Raw genomic sequence first — 18,587 nt, 5'->3', positions numbered from 1 at the left:
TCGCCATCCCCGACCTGTCTCCCCTCCGTTCGCCCAGCGCTGGCCCTCTCGCCCTCTCCCCGGAGGATCAGCGCTGGGTGGAAAACACCCGTGACGCCCTCTCGGTCGAAGCACAGATCGCGCAATTGTTCGTGCTGTCCGCGCGCCATGACACGCTGGCAGAGGTGGACGATCTGTCCACCCATGCCCCTGGCGGCATCCATCGCTTCCCGGCCCATGATCTGGACGCCGCCTGGGCGGCGACCCGCCATGCGCTGGATCGGGCACTGGACGGAACCGGCGTGCCGCTGATCCTGTCCGGCGATATCGAGGGCGGGACGATCAGCTCTCCCTTCACGACGGCCATCCCCAACCAGATGGGCATCGCGGCCTGCGACGACCTTGCGCTGAGTGCCGACCTTGCCCGCATCGTCGCCCGCGAAAGCCGGGCGTTGGGCTATAACTGGTCCTTCACCCCGGTTGTGGACATCAACCACGCCTTTCGCAGCGCGATCGTGGGCACGCGGTCCTATGGATCGGACCCTCAGCGCATCATCGACCATGCCCGCGCCTATGTTCACGCGCTGCAGGCCGACGGCATCGCCGCCTGCGCGAAGCACTGGCCGGGCGACGGCATCGACGATCGCGACCAGCACATGACCACGACCGTCAACGACCTGTCGATGGCGGAATGGGAGGAAAGTTTCGGCCGCATCTTCGGCACGTTGATCGACGATGGCGTGATGACCGTGATGTCGGCGCATATCGCCCTGCCCGCCTATGTCCGGTCACGCTGGCCCGATGCGGGACGCACGGCCTTCCAGCCCGCATCGGTCTCCCGCCTGTTGAACGAGGAATTGTTGCGCGGGCAGTTGGGGTTTCAGGGCCTGATCGTGTCGGATGCCACGGTCATGGGTGGCCTCACCAGCTGGATGGACAGGGCCGAAGCCGTGCCTGCGGTGATCGAGAATGGTTGCGACGTCTTCCTGTTCAGCCGCGATCCGGGTGAGGACATGGCGCTGATGCTGCGCGGGCTGCGCGAAGGCCGGCTGTCCGAACGGCGCCTGCACGAAGCCGTCACCCGCACCCTGACGCTCAAGGCGAAACTGGGCCTTCACCGCATGACGAACGACGAGCGACTTGCCCCCGTCGAACGGGTGCGCGAAATATTGCGCCGGCCCGATCATCTCGCGATCGCCGCCGATGCGGCGGGACGCAGCATCACGCTGGTCAAGGACAGGCAGCAATTGCTGCCCCTCGATCCAACCAAGCACAAGCGTATCGCGGTGATCGCCGACGAAGGATCGAGCTTCTTTTCCGGCGCGCCCGAACGCAGCTTCGACCCGCTACGCGGGGCACTGGAAGCACGCGGTTTCGCCGTGCGCGCCTTCGACCCCGCGGCCATGCCGACGCCGGATGATACGGACCTTGTCCTCTATCTGATCGGACAGGAAACGACCCCGGCCCTTGGGCACATTTTCCTGGACTTCGCCAAGCTGCACGGCAGCCCCCGCAACGCGATGATCCAGTTCAACCGCGAAATCCCGACCCTGCTACTGTCTTTCGGCCAGCCCTATTATCTGTATGACGCCCCGCACGTCGCGACCTATATCAACGCCTATGCCTCGCTGCCCGACGTCCAGACGGCGCTGGCCGAGCGGTTGCTGGGCGATGCGCCATTTGCCGGCGTCAGCCCGGTCGATGCCTTTTGCGGGAAGGAGCAATTGACATGGTGATGCGCGGAAGGATCGCGGCTGCGTCATTTTTTGCCCTTGTACTCGGCGGCGCGGGAGCACCCACCGACCCATGGCGCGACCTCAACCATGATGGCAAGCGTGACGTCTACGAGGATTATCGCGCGCCGATCGACAGGCGGGTGGAGGATCTGCTGGCGCAGATGACGCTGGAGGAAAAGGCAGGAATGCTGCTCCACGCGAGCCTGCCCACGCCGGGATCGACCATCGGCTTTTCCGGCCGGACCTATGATGCCGTCGCTGCCAAGACTTTGATCGACCAACGGCACATCAGCAGCTTCATCACACGCCTCGTCGTGTCGCCGGCCGAACTCGCGACGCAGAACAACGCCATCCAGCGGCTTGCCGAAGCCAGCCGCCTCGGCATACCCGCCACGATCAGCACCGACCCGCGCCATCATTTCCAGGCGACCCTGGGCGCCAGCACGACTGGCGGCGGCTTTTCGCTCTGGCCCGACACTTTGGGCTTCGCCGCTCTGGGGGACGCGGAAACGGTCAGGCGTTTCGGCGATATTGCGCGGATCGAATATCGCGCCGTCGGCATCCATATGGCGCTCTCGCCCCAGGCGGACCTGGCTACCGAACCACGGTGGCCGCGCTTTGCCGCCACCTTCGGATCCGACCCGGCGACCGTCTCGCGGCTGGCAGGCGCCTATGTCGAAGGATTCCAGCAGGGTCGGCACGGAGTGACGAAGGACGGCGTCGCCACCGTGGTCAAGCATTGGGTGGGCTATGGCGCGCAACCGAAGGGCTTTGACGGGCATAATCATTATGGCCGCCATGCACCGCTGACCCAGGCCGCCTTCGACCAGCATGTGCGCGCGTTCGATGATGCCCTCGCCGCGCATAGCGCCGGGGTGATGCCTACATATGTCATCGTGCAGGGGCCGACGATCGCCGGCAAGGCCATCGAGCCGGTGGCCGCAGGTTTCAACAAGCAGATACTGACGGGTCTGTTGCGTGGCGAAAAAGCCTATCGTGGCCTGATCCTGTCCGACTGGTCGATCACCCGCGACTGTCCGCAGGCCTGCATGGCCCCCGATGCCGCCCATCCGCAGACGCCAGCCTCCATCGGCATGCCATGGGGCATGGAAGAAGCAGACGTGACCACCCGCTTCGTAAAGGGACTTGAGGCGGGAATCGACCAGTTTGGCGGCGCCGATGATCCTGAGCCCCTGGTGGCGGCAGCACGCGCAGGCCGGATCAGACCAGTTCGCCTGGATGAGGCTGTGCGGCAAGTGCTGCGGCTCAAATTCGCGCTCGGGCTGTTCGATAACCCCTATGTCGATGCCGATGCCGCCGCGAATATCGTGGGCAATGCCGTCCATCAGGCGGAAGCCGACGCAGCGCAACGCGCGAGCCAGGTGCTGCTGCGCAATGAGAACGCATTGCTGCCGGTCGCGGCCGGCAAGCGCGTCTGGCTGCACGGCGTGGCGGCGGCGGCGGCGCGGGCAGCAGGTTTCACCGTGGTCGACGATCCTGCGGCAGCGGAGTTCGCCCTCATTCGCACCGCGACACCATTCGAAACGCTGCATCCCCATCATTTCTTCGGATCGCGCCAGCATGAGGGCCGCCTGGACTTCCGCCCCGAAGATGCAGACGTGAAGGCGATCGCCCGCGCCGCCGCCCATGTCCCCACGATCGTCGCCGTCGAAATGGACCGCCCCGCGATCCTCACCGCGATCGAACCGATGACCAAGGCGATGCTCGTGACTTTCGGCGCCAGCGACGCGGCGGTGCTGGATGTTATATCGGGGCGGGCTGTTGCCCGCGGTCGCCTGCCCTTCGCCCTGCCCCGCAGCATGGCGGATGTCGAACGGCAGAGTCCCGACCTGCCCGATGACGGTCCCGATCCCGCCTATCCCCGCGGCGTGGGCATCATGCTGCCTGTCCGGTCGCACCATTGAGCGCCATCCTCGGCCCGAGACGGAAAGGAATCCCGCCCATGAAGAATGCCCGCCGCATCCTAAGCGCCACGCTGACCGTCTGCGCCCTGTTCGGCACGACCGCGCTGGCGAGGCCCACCGCGCCGGCCGAGCCGCAGCGCCCCAATATGATCTTCGTGCTGGTCGATGATCTGCGTTACGACGCGATGGGGTTCCTGACGCAGGGGCTGAAGACACCCAATATCGATGCGCTGGCGAAGAATGGCGTCTATTTCCCCAATGCGGTGGTCACGTCCTCGCTCTGCTCGCCCAGCCGCGCCACCATCCTGACCGGCCAGAGCACGCGCAATCATGGCGTGGTCGACAATAACAACAGCTCGGAAGAGGGGCTGGTCTTCTTCCCCGCCTACCTGCAGCAGGCGGGATATCAGACCGGCTTCTTCGGCAAATGGCACATGGGCTTCGACACCGACGCCCCCCGCGCCGGTTTCGACAAATGGGTGAGCTTCAAGGGCCAGGGCACCTATTTCCCGACCGAACAGTTGTCGCCCGAAAAGATCGCGGCAGGCGAGCGGCAGATGCTGAATGTCGATGGCCGGCAGGTGAAACGGACCGCCTACATCACCGACGAGCTTACCGACTATGCAATGAACTGGCTGGAAAAGGGGCGCGACAAGTCCAAACCCTTCTTCCTCTATCTGAGCCACAAGGCGGTCCATAGCGATCCGCTGCCGCCCGATCGCTACAAGAAGCAATATCGCGATCTGGATATCAAGCTGCCGGCGAGCATGGCGAACACGCCGGAAAATAACGCCGGCAAGCCGCTCTGGGTGCAGAACCAGCGCAACAGCTGGCACGGGGCCGACTTCCCCTATCATACCGACAATCCGATGAAGGAGCAGGTGCGCGATTATTATCGCACCCTGTCCCCCGTCGACGAGAGCCTGGGTCGCATCATGGCGTATCTGAAGGCGAACCATCTCGACAGGAATACGATGGTCGTCTTCTATTCCGACAACGGCTTCCTGATCGGCGACCATGGGCTGATCGACAAGCGCAACGCCTATGAACCCTCGGTCCGCGTGCCGATGATCGTGTGGGCGCCGGGGATGCTGCCGAAAGGCGTGACCAATCCGGCGGTCGTGCGCAATCTGGATCTGGCGCCCACCTTCCTCGACGTCGCCCATATCCCTGAACCTGGCCGGATGGAGGGCAAGAGCTTCCTGCCCGTCGCGCAGGGCAAGATGGACGAAAAGACCTGGAACCCGGGCGATTTCGTCTACGAATATTATTGGGAATGGAGCTTCCCCCAAACGCCGACGACCTTCGCGATCGAGCGCGACCGGGTGAAATATATCCAATATCATGGCGTCTGGGATCTGGAGGAACTGTACGACCTCAAGAGCGATCCCGACGAGATGCACAATCTGATCGACGATCCCAGATGGCTGGACACGAAGATCACCCTCCGCAAGGCACTTTTCGACCAGATGGCCAACAGCAAGGGCGAGCATGTCGTCCCCTATACGCGCAAGACCAGTTCGGGCCTGGTCCATCGCAGCATCAAGGGTCCCCGTGCCGCCGACTTCCCGGCGCAATGGTATGTCGAGCCCAACCTGCCGACGAAGATGAATGATCTTTTCGCAGACAGCCCCGCCAAGGCGAAGGCCGACGCGGCCGGCAAGTCCTACCACCCCTGATACCCGGACCGGAGAGCGCCAAGACATGAAAGCCTGGTCCCCCGCCGATGAGGCGACCCGCAAGCCGGTCTCGCTCGCCTTCATCGCCGTCTATGTGCTGGCGCAATTCGGCATCTGGGTCGCGCTGCTGACGCCGGTGGTGATTACCATGGCGCTGCGCGTCGGCGCGATCGCGACCGAAGCGGAAAAAGGGCGCTGGCTGGGCATCATCCTAGCGATCGGCGGGTTCGTCGCGCTGGTCGTGACGCCGATCTGCGGCGCGTTGTCGGATCGGACGCGCAGCCGTTTCGGGCGGCGGCGACCCTGGTTGCTGGGCGGGCTGCTGGTCAGCGGTGCCGGATTGGTCGTCCTGGGGTCCGCGCCCAATCTTTTGCTGCTGGGCCTTGGCTGGGTGGTCTGCCAAGCCGGTTTCAATGCGATGCAGGCCGCCTGCCTGCCGATCCTGCCCGATGTCATTCCGGTGCGGATGCAGGGGCGCGTCGCCGGGATGCTGGGCATGACATCAACCGCCGGCACCTTCGCTGGCAGCTGGATCACGCAGTTCACGCAATCGTCCGACCTGTTGATGTTCCTGGCGCCCTTCGCCATCACGGTCGTTGGCATCGTCACCCTGTGTCTGATCCTGCCCGACCGCCCGGCCTCGCCCGATGAAGATCGGCCCGTCGGCGTCGGCGCCATGCTGCGGCACATTGCAGCGCCTTTCCGCGACTGGGATTTCAGCTGGGCCTTCGGCAGCCGCTTCCTCATCATGATGGCCTGGTCCTTCCTGCTGACCTACCAGCTCTTCTTCCTGACCGACCAATTGTCGCTGCCGAAATCGGATGCGACGCAGGTGATGGTCAAATCGATGGGAATCATCGCGACCGCCACAATCGGCATATCGATGATCGGTGGCTTCATTACCGACTGGACCGGCCGCCGCAAGCCGCTGGTATTCCTGGCGGCCGTGCTGGAAGGCGCGGGATTCCTGACAATCGCGCTCGCGCCCTCGGTCGACCAGTTCCTGGTCGGCGTGGCGATGGCAGGGATCGGCAAGGGCCTGTATTTCGCCGTCGATCTGGCGCTGCTGGCCGCCATCCTGCCGAGCGACCAGGACCGGGCCAAGGATATGGGCGTCTTCCAGATCGCCAACAGCCTGCCCCAGTCGCTCGCCCCGGCCATCGCGCCGGTCATCCTGATGATCGGCAGCGCCGGCGGAAAGGATTATGCCGCCATCTATTTCACAGGCGCGGTTTTCGCCCTGCTGGGCGCGTTCGCGATCAACCCCGTCCGCCGATCGAAATGAGCCTTGGCCAATAGAGGCCATCCGTCGCCTTCGGCAGGGATAGGGCCCATTTGGCAGGAGCGGACGAAAACGAACGCGCGCGCAATGATCCAACGGGACATGCCTTGATGGAAGCGGACACGCAGAACCGGTCCGGTGCAAGCGCGGATATGGGGATCGAAAGCAAAACTTGCCTTGCGCGGCAAAGTCTATCTGATATGTAGACATAGCCCCAGCGATGCGAATGGCCACGTATCGGATGACATCATCGGCATGGCCCGCGGCTTTTGATCGGGAAGCAGCTTGCTCCGCGTCACCAACAGCTAAAGCGCGCGATGCCAGGGCGACCACGCCAGGATCGTGTTCCCTCCAAACCCATGGAGTGCGAAACGATGCGCCAATTTTCAATGACAGTATAAGGCCAACCGCCGCGCGTCTCGGCGTGGCCTGACCGCGTCTCCAGGGCGCGGCAAGGCCATGACCGTCAACGATCCCGCCCTGTCATACCGCACCGCCGGTGCGGGAAAGGCATGTCCATGCCTAAAAAACATGCCGCCGCGCCAGATGTGCGGCGTTCCACCTATTCGGTGTCCGTCCTCCACTCGGCCGCTGCGCTCTACGGCGATGCCGTCGTGCGCGATGCTCTGCTGCGCGGCGCCGACGCCACCAAGATAAAAAAATCCAGGGAGTCCACTCCATAATGTTGTCCAGCCTTTCCCCGCGTCGCACCGCCCGACTTTCTGTGCGCTTCCTCCTCCTGCTCGGGGTTTCCGGCGCCGCCTGCATGGCGCAGGCTCAGGAACAGCCGCTTCCCCAACCGGTCGAAGCCGCCCTCGACGAGGGCGATGCCGGCAGTCCGATCGTCGTCACCGCACGCCGTCGTGCCGAAAATGCACAGGATGTCCCCGTCGCGCTTGCCGTGGTCGGCGGCGCCCTGCTCGAACAGCGCGGCGACTATACTTTGTCGGCGGTGCAACAGGTCGCGCCCAGCCTCCAGCTCTTCAGCTTCAATCCGCGCAACACCAACATCAATATCCGCGGGCTCGGCTCGAACGTGGCGCTGACCAACGACGGGCTGGAAAATGGGGTCGGCGTCTATATCGACGACGTCTACTATGGCCGCGTCGGCGCCAGCCAGTTCGACCTGGTCGATCTGGACCGCATCGAAGTGCTGCGCGGGCCGCAGGGCACTTTGTTCGGGAAGAACACGACCGCAGGCGCGATCAACATCACCACCCGACAACCGGAATTCAGCTTCGGCGGACAGGCCGAAGCGACACTCGGCGATTTTGGCTTCCACCAGGTGCGCGGCTCCGTGACCGGTCCGCTGACCGACTGGGCGGCGCTGCGCATCAGCCTGGCCGACACCCATCGTGACGGCTTCATCCGTAACGTCCATGATGGCCGGAAAGTCCATGACTATGACAATTTCACGGCGCGCGGGCAGTTGCTGCTGAAGCCATCGGACAGCTTCTCTCTCCGCCTCATCGCCGATTATGGCAAGCAGACACTGAACTGCTGCACCCGATCACCCTACGCGGTCTTCACCAGCTATGACGATGGCACGGCCATCGCCAACAATTTCCTCCAGCGCACAGCCCGGGCGGGATACACGCCTCTGCCGGTCGATCCCTTCGCGCGGAAGGTCGACGTCGACGCCCGGTTCCAGGCATTCATGAACCAATGGGGGGTATCGGGGAAGGCCGACTGGGATCTCGGGCCGGTCACGCTCAGTTCCATCACCGCCTATCGCAAGTGGAACTGGTATCCGCGCAACGACGGCGACTCTACCTCGCTCTCGGTCAACACGCTTAGCCATCAGGAAAATCGCCAGCGCCAGTTCAGCCAGGAATTCCGCCTCGGTTCCAATGGTGAAGGCCGCCTGAGCTATATGGTCGGCGCCTATTATTTCTGGCAGATCATCAACGGATCGGGCGCCTCCGGCTATGGCGTCGACGCGCCGCTCTGGCTCTTCCCCAACGCCGACCCGACAGTGCGGCAGGCGGCGGTCAACGGTTTTGTCGCGCGATCCACGTCCGACCCGGAAACGAAAAGCTACGCCCTGTTCGGCCAGGCAAGCTACGACCTCATCCCTGACAGCCTGTCGCTGACGCTGGGATTGCGGTACACGCACGAAAAGAAGCAGGGCAGCTTCGACCAATGGTGGGCGGAAGGGAATGATCTGTCCGCGCTGACCGCCGCGCAGCGTGCTGCCGCCATCACTCTGCGTAACAGCCTGAACCCCGTCGCCAGCTACTCGACCGGCTTCACGGACGACAGCCTGTCGGGCCTCGCCACCCTGTCCTACAAGGTTACGCCGGACATATTGGTCTATGCGACCTATGCCAGGGGCAACAAATCCGGCGGTCTCAACCTGACCAATATCCCGGCTGGCGTCAGCGCAGATGTCGGCCCGGAAAAGGTCGACAATTATGAAGCCGGTCTAAAGAGCCAGTGGTGGGACGGCAAACTGACCGTCAATGCCGCGGCCTTCTGGACGGACATTTTCGACTATCAGACGGCGATCGTCGAGCAGATCGTCGGCACCAACAGCACCCGCAACTATATCACCAACATCCCCCAGGCGCGGGCGCGCGGCTTCGAACTTGATAGCGTGCTGGCGCTGTCGAAGCGTCTGAACCTCAATGCCTCGCTCGCCTATACCGACGCCTATTATGTGTCGTTCAAAAATGGCCCCACGCCGGTGGAATCGCTCAATCCGACCACCGGAGGTTCGGCGATCACGGACCTGAGCGGAAGGCCGCTCTCCGGCGTTCCGAGCTGGTCGTGGAGCGCAGGCGGCGATTTTTCGGTGCCGCTGGGCACGACCGTGCTGGGCGACGCCGATCTCTACGGCCGCGCGGACTATAGCTGGCGCTCCTCCTACTACACGGCCGTATCGGACAGCCGCTATTCGCTGGTACCCAGCTATGGCGTCGCCAACGCCCGCATCGGCGTGCGGCTGGAGGACGGCGCCCTGGACCTGTCGATCTGGGCCAAAAACCTGTTCGACAAAAATTATGTGGACACGCTCTCGGTCGCCAACACCGGCCTCGTGACAGCCACACTCGGCGACCCCCGCACCGTCGGCGCCACGCTCCGTACCCGATTCTAGCCCCAGCCGAAAGGAGACGTATCATGGCCACGCTCCCTTACACGGACCTGTATCCGCCCGGCCGCCTGTCCAGCCCGCCCGATCCGGAGGCACGTCGCCTCACGCCTCTACGTCTGGCCGGCTTCGCATCGATCGCGGTACCGATCGCAGGCGCGGGCCTTCCGCTCGCGCTGTTCGTGCCGCAACTCTATGCGACCGAATTCGGTCTGTCGCTGGCGACCATCGGCCTCATCTTCTTCCTGGGCCGTTTCTGGGACGTCGCCGCTGACCCGCTCGTCGGCGTTCTGAGCGACCGCACCCGCAGTCGCTTCGGCCGCCGCCGTCCCTGGATCGCGGCAGGGGGCTTGCTGTTCGGCCTGTCCTCCGCGCTGCTCTTCTTCCCGCCGGCCGCGCTGGTGACGCCCGCCTATCTCGCCGCCGTGCTGTTCGTTTTCTATCTGGGCTGGTCGATGCTGGAGATCCCCTCTTCCGCATGGGCCGGGGAATTGTCCCACCGCTATCATGGTCGCACCCGGGTCGTGAGCTACCAGGCGCTGCTGCGTTCGATAGGGCTACTGGCGGTGCTGGTGCTGCCGACCATCCTCGAACAGTTCGAGCCGGCCAATGGCCTGCTCAAATTGAAGCTGGTCGGCGGCTTCATCCTGGTCACGCTCGTCCCGGCCCTGCTGCTGAGCCTGCTGTCGGTGCCGGAACCAACCGTGCCAGCCGCGCCGCCGGTTCGCCAGGGTTTCGGCCGCGCCATCGGGGTGATCTTTTCCGACAAGCTGTTGCTGCGCGTGCTTGCGGCCGACGCGGTCGTGACGACGGGCCAGTCGATCCGCGCCGGGCTGATCGTCTACTTCGCGGTCTGGTATATGGGCCTGCCGGCCTGGGCGAGCGGCCTCTATCTGCTGCAATTCATCTTCGGCGTCGCCGCCGCGCCGATCTGGCAACGGATCGGTACCCGGATCGGCAAGCGCGAGGCCGCGATAGCCGGCGAACTGGCGCAGGCGGCGATCAACCTCGCGCTGCTCCTCGTCGTCCCCGGCGCCCTGCCGCTGCTTGTCGCCCTCACCATCGCCCAGGGGCTGACCCAGGGATCGGGCAACCTGATGCTGCGCGCCATGGTGGCGGACGTCGCCGACGCCCACCGCCTGCGCACCGGCCATGATCGCACCGGCCTCTTCTTCTCGGTCTTTGCGCTGTCGGCCAAGCTGGGACCGGCGATCGGCATCGGCGTCGCCCTGCCGCTGATCGCCTGGGCAGGCTTCAGGGCTGGTCCCGGCAACGCCCCCGAAGCCCTGGAATCGCTCAAATATCTATTCGCGATCGGCCCCGCCCTGGCCCACATCCTGGCCACCGCCATCATCTGGCGCTTCCCCCTCGACGAAGCCGCCCATGCCGAAATCCGCCGCGCCCTCGACCGGGCGGACGTGATCCCCGCCTGACCCTACCCACCCCTGAAAGGAGACTGTCATGACCATTCTCACCCAGAGCTTCATCAACGCTGCCGACGCCGACGGTCCGCTCAACATCGTACCCGTGGCCGGCCGGATCGGCGCTGAAATCCGGGGCATCGCCCTTGGCGGAGACCTGGACGACGCCACGTTGGCGGCGATCCGCGACGCGCTGCTGCGACACAAGGTGATCTTCTTCCGCGACCAGCACCAGCTGGACGATGCCGCGCAGGAAGCCTTTGCCGAACGCTTCGGCAAGCCTATCGCCCATCCTACTGTTCCTGTGGTTCCCGGTTCCAAATATCTGCTGGAGCTGGATTCGAAGGAAGGCCGCGCGGCATCGAGCTGGCATACGGACGTGACCTTCGTGCCCGCCTATCCCGAAGCCTCGATCCTGCGCGCGCTGGTCATTCCGCAAGCGGGCGGCGACACGCTCTGGGCGAATACGGTGACGGCCTATGAGGAACTGCCCGAGCAGTTGCGCCAGCTCGCGGACACGCTCTGGGCAGTGCATACCAACCTTTACGACTATGCGACCATCCACACCGACGCCAATGACGAGGCGATCCGGCGCCACCGCGAAGTCTTTGCCTCGACCGTCTACGAAACCGAGCATCCGCTGGTTCGCGTCCATCCCGAAACCGGCGAGCGCTCCCTGCTGCTCGGCCATTTCTTCAAGCAGTTCACGGGCCTCAGCCAGGCGGACAGCCAGCGCCTGTTCGCCATCTTCCAGGAGCATGTCATCAAGCCGGAAAATACGGTGCGCTGGCGCTGGCAGCCGGGCGACGTCGCCATCTGGGACAATCGCGCCACCCAGCATCGCGCCATCGCCGACTTCGGCGTGCAGCACCGGCAGCTTCGGCGCGCCACCATCGCCGGCACCGTTCCCGTGTCGATCGACGGGCGCGAAAGCCGCAACCTCAAGAAGGAACCACAGCAGCTTGCCGAAGCAGCCTGACCCCTCGCATTCCTGACCTTCGGCATGTCTGGGCCGCACCCCCGATCGGGTGCGGCCCCCTTTTCTCAGGGGACAACCCTCATGAAATTCCGTACCTTGTTTGCCAGCCTCGCCCTGACCAGCGCGATCGTCGCTCCCGCCGCGGCGCAGGAAAAGCGTCCCAACATCCTCGTCATCGTCGCCGACGATCTCGGCTATTCCGACCTGGGCGCGTTCGGCGGCGAAATCTCGACGCCCAATCTGGACAAGCTCGCGACGCGCGGCATCCGCTTCACCGGCTTCCACACCGCGCCCACCTGCTCCCCGACCCGATCCATGCTGCTGTCGGGCACCGACAATCACCGCGCCGGCCTTGGCACCATGGCGGAGATGCAGGCGCCCAATCAACTCGGCAAGCCGGGGCATGAAGGCTATCTGCGCTCCGACATCGCCGCCCTGCCCGAAATCCTGTCCGCGGGCGGCTATCGCACGCTCTTTTCCGGCAAATGGCATCTGGGCCTGACGCCCGAGCAAGACCCCCATGCGCGCGGCTTCCAACACAGTTTCGCGCTGCTGCAAGGCGCGGGCAATCATTTCGGTACGGACATTTCGACCGATCCCAAGGCCGGCGCGACCTACCGGGAGGATGGCAAGACATTGGCGGCATTGCCCGATGGCTTTTATTCATCCGACGGTTTCGCCACGAAGCTGATCGACCAGCTCCGGGCGACGCGTGACGATCGGCCGTTCTTCGCCTATCTGGCCTTCACCGCGCCGCACTGGCCATTGCAGGCTCCGCCCGAAACAGTGGCCAAATATCGCGGCCGCTATGATGCGGGCTATGAGGCGCTGCGCGCAGAGCGCCTGACCCGTCAGGTGGCGCTCGGTCTGGTGCCGGCCAGCTCAGCGCAGCATTCGCTCGACAATGCGCGCGCCTGGAAGGAACTGTCGGCGCAGGAACGGCAGACGGCGTCCCGCTCCATGGAAGTCTATGCGGCGATGGTCGACCGGATGGACCAGAATGTGGGCAGGGTCATCGATGCGCTGAAGGCCAGCGGCGAGTATGACAATACGATCATCCTGTTCCTGGCGGACAATGGCGCGGAAGGCATGGATCTGGTCCATGCGAAAAATCCGCGGTTCCGGACGCACGCGGCGAAGGCCGACAATAGCCTCGACAATCTGGGCAAGGCATCGAGCTATGTCAGCTATGGACCCGGCTGGGCGCAGGCGGCGACCACCCCCTCGTGGCTCTACAAGGCCTTCGCCACCGAGGGCGGCACGCGCACGACAGCCTTTCTGAGCGGCCCCGTGGTCAGCCGGCCGGGGTCCGTGGCGCACCCCTATCTGAACGTCATGGACGTGACCCCGACGCTGCTCGACCTCGCCGGCGTCGCTGCCCCCAAGGGCGAGTTCCAGGGCCGCGCCGTCCAGCCTCGGCTCGGCACGAGCTGGGTACCCTGGCTGTCGGGCAAGGCCGACGTCGTCCACGCCGCGGACGAGAGCATCGGCACCGAATTGTTCGGTTCGCGCGCGCTGCGGCAGGGCGACTGGAAGATCACCGATCCGGGCGACGGCAGTTGGCGATTGTTCAACATTGCGCAGGACCCCGGCGAGACGACCGACCTGTCGCACCGGGAGCCAGCACGCAGGGCTGCCCTCGAACAGGCATGGGACGCCTATGCCAAATCGGTCGGCGTGGTGCTGCCCCAGCCGCAGATCATGGTGGAGTGACGCTGAGGGGTCGGGAGGTCCGCATATCGGGCGCTCCGGTCAATCCGACAGCGAAATAGACAGTTTGACGGCTGTCGGTGGATGGCGGACCGGACCGGCATCCACCGGCCGCTTCGGCGCAATATGGCGGCCGAGGTGCGCCTTAACCTTCCTCCACTTCCTTAAATGCGATTCACTCCTATTTTCAATTAAAAAAGCAAATATTCATTTCGCCTCAAGTCTACACCCTCCGCATCACCGGCTTTTGCCTCACGCAATACTGCCCCTTCGGCTCCATGTCCCTAATTGAGACATGATAGCGGAGAGCCACCGCCTATTTTGTCGTTTCTCAGTGCGTTGAGAAGAATCGAAAAGATTTATGGCAATTTTGGGTAACGTTTAAGGGTTAGTTGACGAATCGACCGGAGAGGCGGATTTCTAGACAACTTGGCCGGATGGCTCAGTACCGCTTACTATCTCCGTTTGCATGTTCAAATCTTCATGCAGACATGTGCAAATAGTGAGATGATGGCGGTTAGGGGGGTGGGTGCCTGCATTTCCATACCGGGTCTCCCATCTATGATGCATTGCAGCAATTCAGGCATCGTCAAGATGACTGACTGTATTTTTGGGAGTATGATAGATGATCAAGTTCATCCGTGACTTCGTTCGTGACGATGCCGGCGCTTCGGCCGCCGAATATGCCCTGATCCTCGCCATTGTCGGCTCGGGCATCGCCGCTGCTTCCATCGCCCTGGGCAGCTCGATCACGACCGCCATGAACTCGGCAGGTACTTGCATCACCCAGAAGGGTGCGGCTGGCTCCTGTTAAGGTCTTAAAATCCGAAATTTATTGGCCGGGACTTGGGTCCCGGCCAGTATTCTGAAGCTTTCGCGTGGGGGGTGCCATGCAGGGGCGCAATATCATCGTAGTCGCCGTGGCCGTTTCCTTCGGACTTGGAGCGGTCGTTCTGGGCAATGCCTATTTTTCCGGCTATGAAAAGCAGCAGGAAAAGTCCGCCGAGGCGCAAAGACTTGTCCGCCTTGTAGTCGCCAGCCAGGATTTGCCGTTCGGAGCCCAGCTGGGGCCGCAGAATGTGCGGATGGTGAACTGGCCCGCGCAATCGGTGCCGACGGGCGCCTTTACCGACATCGAGCAGTTGACCAAGACGAAGCGCGTCGCGCTGCGTCCGGTCGTGGCCGGCGAGCCTTTGCTCGCATCGAAGATTTCGGGCAGCGACGGTCGCGCCACGCTGTCGACCACGGTCCCGGTCGGCAAGCTGGCCTACGCCATCCCCATCAACGACGTGTCGGGCGTCGGCGGCTTCGTCCGCCCCGGCGATGTGGTCGATGTGCTGCTGACGCGCCCCATACCCGGTGACGGCGCGGGCGCCAACGACAAGATGACCGATGTCGTGGTCGAGGCGGTGCCGGTGCTGGGGATCGACCAGGTCGCCGATTCCAGCCAGACCAAGGCGGCAATCGCCAAGAGCGCGACCCTTCAGGTCGATGCGCGGCAGGCGCAGAAACTGGCGCTGTCGATCCAGCTCGGCCAGCTCAGCCTGGCGCTGCGCAACGTCGCCGACGCACAGCAGACGGCGATGCCGACGGTGCTGCCACGGCACCTGTCGACCACCAACATCTACATGCCCCGCCGCACCGGAGGCGCCACGCCGCCCGCAGCATCGGCCATGCCTGCCCTGTTCCGCCAGATGGCGCAGCGCCCGGCGCCCGCGCCACGCCGCGCCGGGCCGACGATGACGGTCGTTCGCGGCAGCAACCCCAGCGATTACGAGGTGCAACATGGTTACTAACCTGCCCCGCGCCGCCGCGCTGGCGCTCGCCCTCACAGCGCCGGGCATTCCGCTTGCAACCCAGGCCGAAACCGTGATGCCGGCGGCGCTCCATGCCGGAACGCTCGACATTCCGGTCAACAAGAGCCAGGTGGTCAGCGCCGACCGTCCGATCGCAAAGGCGATGGTTGGCAATGCCGACATTGCCGACGTGCTGCCGCTGACCGACCGCTCCATCTATGTGCTGGGCAAGAAGATGGGGACCACCAGCCTGACGCTCTATGACTCGGGCGGGCGGGTGATGTCGATCATGGACGTCGCCATCGGACCGGATATCGAGGCGCTGACGCGCCAGATGCGGGAGCTGATCCCCGGCGACCAGATCAATGCGCGCATTTCCAACGACTCGATCGTCCTGACCGGCATCGTCAACAGCGCGGCGTCATCGGCGCGCGCGGTGCAGCTGGCGCAATCCTATGCCGGCGACAAGGTGATCAACATGATCTCCATGGGTTCCAGCCAGCAGGTGATGCTGGAGGTGCGCTTTGCCGAAGTGCAAAGGTCGGCCGGGAAGGAGATCGGCCTGAACAGCTTCCTCCAGTCCGGCGGCAACAATTTCAACGCCGTCACCGGCAGCGGGGCGCAGATCGTGCCCGATCCGGACACGGGCCAAGGATTGCTGCAACTGCGGTCGATCACCGACACGTTCGGCATTTTCCGGTCGGTGTTCAGCCTGGGCGGGGTCAGGATCGACGGCATATTGAACGCGCTGGAAAAGCGCGGCCTGTCGAAGACGCTGGCCCAGCCGACGCTCGTCGCGCTTTCCGGCGAACGCGCGTCCTTCCTGGCCGGGGGTGAATTCCCGGTGCCGGTCGCGCAGAACGGAACGGGTGGAGACGCCGCGATCTCGGTCGAGTTCAAGCCTTTCGGCGTCAGCCTGGGCTTTACCCCGACCGTGCTGAGCGACCGGACGATCAGCATCATCGTCGAGCCGGAGGTGAGCGAGATCGATCCGACCGTATCGCTGGATGTCGGCAATATCAGCATTCCGGGCCTGCGCACCCGGCGCGCCAGCACGACGCTGGAGATGCGGGACGGCGAAAGCTTCGCGATCGCCGGTCTGCTGCGCAACGATTACCAGACGGCGATCCGCCAGCTTCCGCTACTGGGCGCTTTGCCGGTGATCGGCGCGCTGTTTCGCTCCACCAATTATCAGAAGGGCGAAACCGAACTGCTGATCGTGGTGACGCCGCATCTGGTCCAGCCCATCCGGCCCGACCAGGTGCGCCTGCCCACCGATCGCGTCGCCGACCCGCGCGAATCGGACGCGTTCCTCTTCGGCCAGCCCTATCGCCCGCTGCCGGTGGTGCCCAACGGCGCACCGACCGAAGCCGTCGATCCGGCGCCCACGTCAGGCTTCACGCCCGACCCCGGCACCGCAGCGGCGACCAAGCCCGCCAAGCCCAAGGAAGACGGCTATGCCTATTGAACGCCCCCGCCTGTTGCTCATGATCGGATCAGCCTGCGCGCTGTCGGCCTGCGCGGAACCGCATGGCGGTGTTCCCTACATGGGAGGGCCGACCAATTTCGGGGAGGCCAACCGCCAGACAATGGCCGCGCAGGTGGTCAATCCTCTGCCGGTCTATGACACGCCCCTGCCCGAAACCAACGGCGAACATGCCGAGCAGGCGATCACCCGCTATCGCACCGACAAGGTGAAGCGGCCAGTCAACGCCAAGATATCCAATGTCGCAACGATCGCCGCTTCGGCGGCGGGCAATTGATGGCAAGGATGGAGAGGGTATATGGGTGCGCCCGACTTTCCCGCTGACCAGATGAAGCACGCCGCGCCCGGCGAAGGACCGCGAGTCCTGATCGTGGCGTCGCCCCGCGAGATCGCGCCGCTCACGGCCGTGATCGAGGATGGCGGCCTGTCGGGGGTGTTGGCCCTGCCCCTGGACAGCGACGAACCGCTGGGCGGAGCGCAACTCGGCCGGGCACGGCTGCTGGTACTGGAGGTCGATCCGGGCAGCAGCGCATCGATGCAGCGGCTGACGCGCGTCGCCGAAGAACGGCCGGGCCTGATCGTGATCGCCGCCGTTCGCGACGCCACCGTCTCGCTCATTCGCACCATCGTGCGCGAAGGTGTGGCCGACGTCGTGTCGCTGCCGTTCGATCCGCAGGAAGTTTTGCAGGCGACGCTGGACGCCATGGCCCGGCGCGATGGCGACACGCGCCCGCCAACGACGCTCGCGCCGCTGCTGTCGGTGGTGCGATCGGTCGGCGGATGCGGCGCGACCACCGTCGCCACGCATCTGGCAGGTGCGCTGGCGGCCAGCGACACGAGCGGCAAGGGCGCGCTGGTGGCGGATCTGGATGTCCAGTTCGGCACTGTCACCGACTATCTCGGCCTTGCACCCAATGGCCGGCTCAACGACCTGCTGGAGGCGCACGGGCGGCTCGACGAAGAGCTGTTGAAGTCCGTGGTGATCGGCGCAGGGGAACAGCTGTCGGTGGTCGCCGCGCCCGACACGATCATGCCGCTGGAGCAGATCGACACCGACCAGCTGCTCAAGGTGATCCAGCTTTTCCGCCAGCAATATGGGATGGTGGTGCTTGATCTACCGGCGGACTGGACGAGCTGGACGCTGTCGGCCGCCGCGGAATCGGATGCGATCCTGATGGTGGTCGAACTCTCCCTGCCGAGCCTGCGGCAGGCCAAGCGCCGGCTGGATCTGTTCCGGTCGGTCGGGATCGAGGATAGCGCGGTCCACATCGTCGCGAACCGGGTTGAGAGGCGACTGTTCAGCACCATCGACCTGAGCGATGTCGCGCGGACATTGTCGCACCCCGTCCTGGCGTCGCTGGCGCTGGAAGAGCCGCTTGTGAGCGCCGCGCAGAATCAGGGCCAGCTGGTCAACGCCGTTCGTCCGAAAAGCCGTTTCGCCACCGACATCACCAAACTTGCCGCTCTGCTACGCAGCGGTCCGCTCAATCGGGGAGGCTGACC

The 18,587-nt window shown here is 64.5% G+C and carries 14 protein-coding genes; all 14 read left to right on the top strand.

Annotation, left to right across the window (positions count from 1 at the left end):
• Positions 1-77: 77 nt before the first annotated feature.
• The 14 genes from A7Q26_RS08180 (at position 78) to A7Q26_RS08120 (ending at position 18,585) form a co-directional block, all read left to right on the top strand.
• A complete protein-coding gene (locus A7Q26_RS08180) occupies positions 78-1,715 on the top strand; it encodes a glycoside hydrolase family 3 protein (RefSeq protein ID WP_232313728.1) in 1,638 nt (545 codons plus the stop codon).
• Positions 1,709-3,640: a glycoside hydrolase family 3 protein gene (locus A7Q26_RS08175; protein WP_232313727.1), complete on the top strand. Its 1,932-nt coding sequence runs from the start codon at positions 1,709-1,711 to the stop codon at positions 3,638-3,640. Before A7Q26_RS08180 ends, A7Q26_RS08175 begins: the two co-directional genes overlap by 7 nt.
• Positions 3,641-3,678: 38 nt before the next feature.
• Positions 3,679-5,319, top strand: coding sequence for a sulfatase family protein (locus A7Q26_RS08170; RefSeq protein WP_066858891.1), 1,641 nt, complete (start codon positions 3,679-3,681; stop codon positions 5,317-5,319).
• 25 nt (positions 5,320-5,344) lie between these two features.
• Complete coding sequence (locus A7Q26_RS08165; RefSeq protein ID WP_066858890.1) at positions 5,345-6,604, top strand: MFS transporter; 1,260 nt, start codon at positions 5,345-5,347, stop codon at positions 6,602-6,604.
• Between the two features lie 515 nt (positions 6,605-7,119).
• Positions 7,120-7,284 carry a hypothetical protein gene (locus A7Q26_RS25125; protein WP_198162878.1) on the top strand — a complete coding sequence of 55 codons (165 nt, stop codon included), beginning with the start codon at positions 7,120-7,122 and terminating at the stop codon, positions 7,282-7,284.
• Positions 7,284-9,698: a TonB-dependent receptor gene (locus A7Q26_RS08160; protein ID WP_066858889.1), complete on the top strand. Its 2,415-nt coding sequence runs from the start codon at positions 7,284-7,286 to the stop codon at positions 9,696-9,698. The genes A7Q26_RS25125 and A7Q26_RS08160 overlap by 1 nt, the downstream gene beginning before the upstream one ends.
• A 23-nt stretch (positions 9,699-9,721) precedes the next feature.
• Positions 9,722-11,125 (top strand): MFS transporter, encoded by a 1,404-nt coding sequence (locus A7Q26_RS08155; RefSeq protein ID WP_066858888.1) that lies wholly within the window; start codon positions 9,722-9,724, stop codon positions 11,123-11,125.
• 28 nt (positions 11,126-11,153) lie between these two features.
• Positions 11,154-12,092, top strand: a complete 939-nt coding sequence (locus tag A7Q26_RS08150) for a TauD/TfdA dioxygenase family protein (RefSeq protein ID WP_066858887.1) — start codon at positions 11,154-11,156, stop codon at positions 12,090-12,092.
• An 81-nt stretch (positions 12,093-12,173) separates the two neighbouring features.
• On the top strand, positions 12,174-13,805 hold the full coding sequence (locus A7Q26_RS08145; protein ID WP_066858886.1) for an arylsulfatase: 1,632 nt from the start codon (positions 12,174-12,176) through the stop codon (positions 13,803-13,805).
• A 622-nt stretch (positions 13,806-14,427) separates the two neighbouring features.
• A complete protein-coding gene (locus A7Q26_RS08140; RefSeq protein ID WP_066858885.1) occupies positions 14,428-14,616 on the top strand; it encodes a Flp family type IVb pilin in 189 nt (62 codons plus the stop codon).
• Between the two features lie 76 nt (positions 14,617-14,692).
• Positions 14,693-15,598: a Flp pilus assembly protein CpaB gene (cpaB, locus tag A7Q26_RS08135; protein ID WP_066858884.1), complete on the top strand. Its 906-nt coding sequence runs from the start codon at positions 14,693-14,695 to the stop codon at positions 15,596-15,598.
• Positions 15,588-17,066 (top strand): type II and III secretion system protein family protein, encoded by a 1,479-nt coding sequence (locus A7Q26_RS08130; RefSeq protein ID WP_066858883.1) that lies wholly within the window; start codon positions 15,588-15,590, stop codon positions 17,064-17,066. The genes cpaB and A7Q26_RS08130 overlap by 11 nt, the downstream gene beginning before the upstream one ends.
• Complete coding sequence (locus A7Q26_RS08125; protein WP_157102496.1) at positions 17,056-17,361, top strand: hypothetical protein; 306 nt, start codon at positions 17,056-17,058, stop codon at positions 17,359-17,361. Before A7Q26_RS08130 ends, A7Q26_RS08125 begins: the two co-directional genes overlap by 11 nt.
• Before the next feature lie 21 nt (positions 17,362-17,382).
• Complete coding sequence (locus tag A7Q26_RS08120; protein ID WP_066858882.1) at positions 17,383-18,585, top strand: AAA family ATPase; 1,203 nt, start codon at positions 17,383-17,385, stop codon at positions 18,583-18,585.
• Positions 18,586-18,587: the final 2 nt, after the last annotated feature.

This window comes from Sphingobium sp. TCM1, assembly GCF_001650725.1.
Classification (GTDB): Bacteria; Pseudomonadota; Alphaproteobacteria; order Sphingomonadales; family Sphingomonadaceae; genus Sphingobium.
This window is presented reverse-complemented; position numbering and strand designations above follow the sequence as displayed.

Excerpts from the sequence above, each read along its gene's own strand:
- A7Q26_RS08175 (WP_232313727.1), top strand. The coding sequence starts at position 1,709 with ATGGTGATGCGCGGAAGGATCGCGGCTGCGTCATTTTTTGCCCTTGTA.
- A7Q26_RS08170 (WP_066858891.1), top strand. The coding sequence starts at position 3,679 with ATGAAGAATGCCCGCCGCATCCTAAGCGCCACGCTGACCGTCTGCGCC.
- A7Q26_RS08165 (WP_066858890.1), top strand. The coding sequence starts at position 5,345 with ATGAAAGCCTGGTCCCCCGCCGATGAGGCGACCCGCAAGCCGGTCTCG.
- A7Q26_RS25125 (WP_198162878.1), top strand. The coding sequence starts at position 7,120 with ATGCCTAAAAAACATGCCGCCGCGCCAGATGTGCGGCGTTCCACCTAT.
- A7Q26_RS08160 (WP_066858889.1), top strand. The coding sequence starts at position 7,284 with ATGTTGTCCAGCCTTTCCCCGCGTCGCACCGCCCGACTTTCTGTGCGC.
- A7Q26_RS08155 (WP_066858888.1), top strand. The coding sequence starts at position 9,722 with ATGGCCACGCTCCCTTACACGGACCTGTATCCGCCCGGCCGCCTGTCC.
- A7Q26_RS08150 (WP_066858887.1), top strand. The coding sequence starts at position 11,154 with ATGACCATTCTCACCCAGAGCTTCATCAACGCTGCCGACGCCGACGGT.
- A7Q26_RS08145 (WP_066858886.1), top strand. The coding sequence starts at position 12,174 with ATGAAATTCCGTACCTTGTTTGCCAGCCTCGCCCTGACCAGCGCGATC.
- A7Q26_RS08140 (WP_066858885.1), top strand. The coding sequence starts at position 14,428 with ATGATCAAGTTCATCCGTGACTTCGTTCGTGACGATGCCGGCGCTTCG.
- cpaB (WP_066858884.1), top strand. The coding sequence starts at position 14,693 with ATGCAGGGGCGCAATATCATCGTAGTCGCCGTGGCCGTTTCCTTCGGA.
- A7Q26_RS08130 (WP_066858883.1), top strand. The coding sequence starts at position 15,588 with ATGGTTACTAACCTGCCCCGCGCCGCCGCGCTGGCGCTCGCCCTCACA.
- A7Q26_RS08125 (WP_157102496.1), top strand. The coding sequence starts at position 17,056 with ATGCCTATTGAACGCCCCCGCCTGTTGCTCATGATCGGATCAGCCTGC.
- A7Q26_RS08120 (WP_066858882.1), top strand. The coding sequence starts at position 17,383 with ATGGGTGCGCCCGACTTTCCCGCTGACCAGATGAAGCACGCCGCGCCC.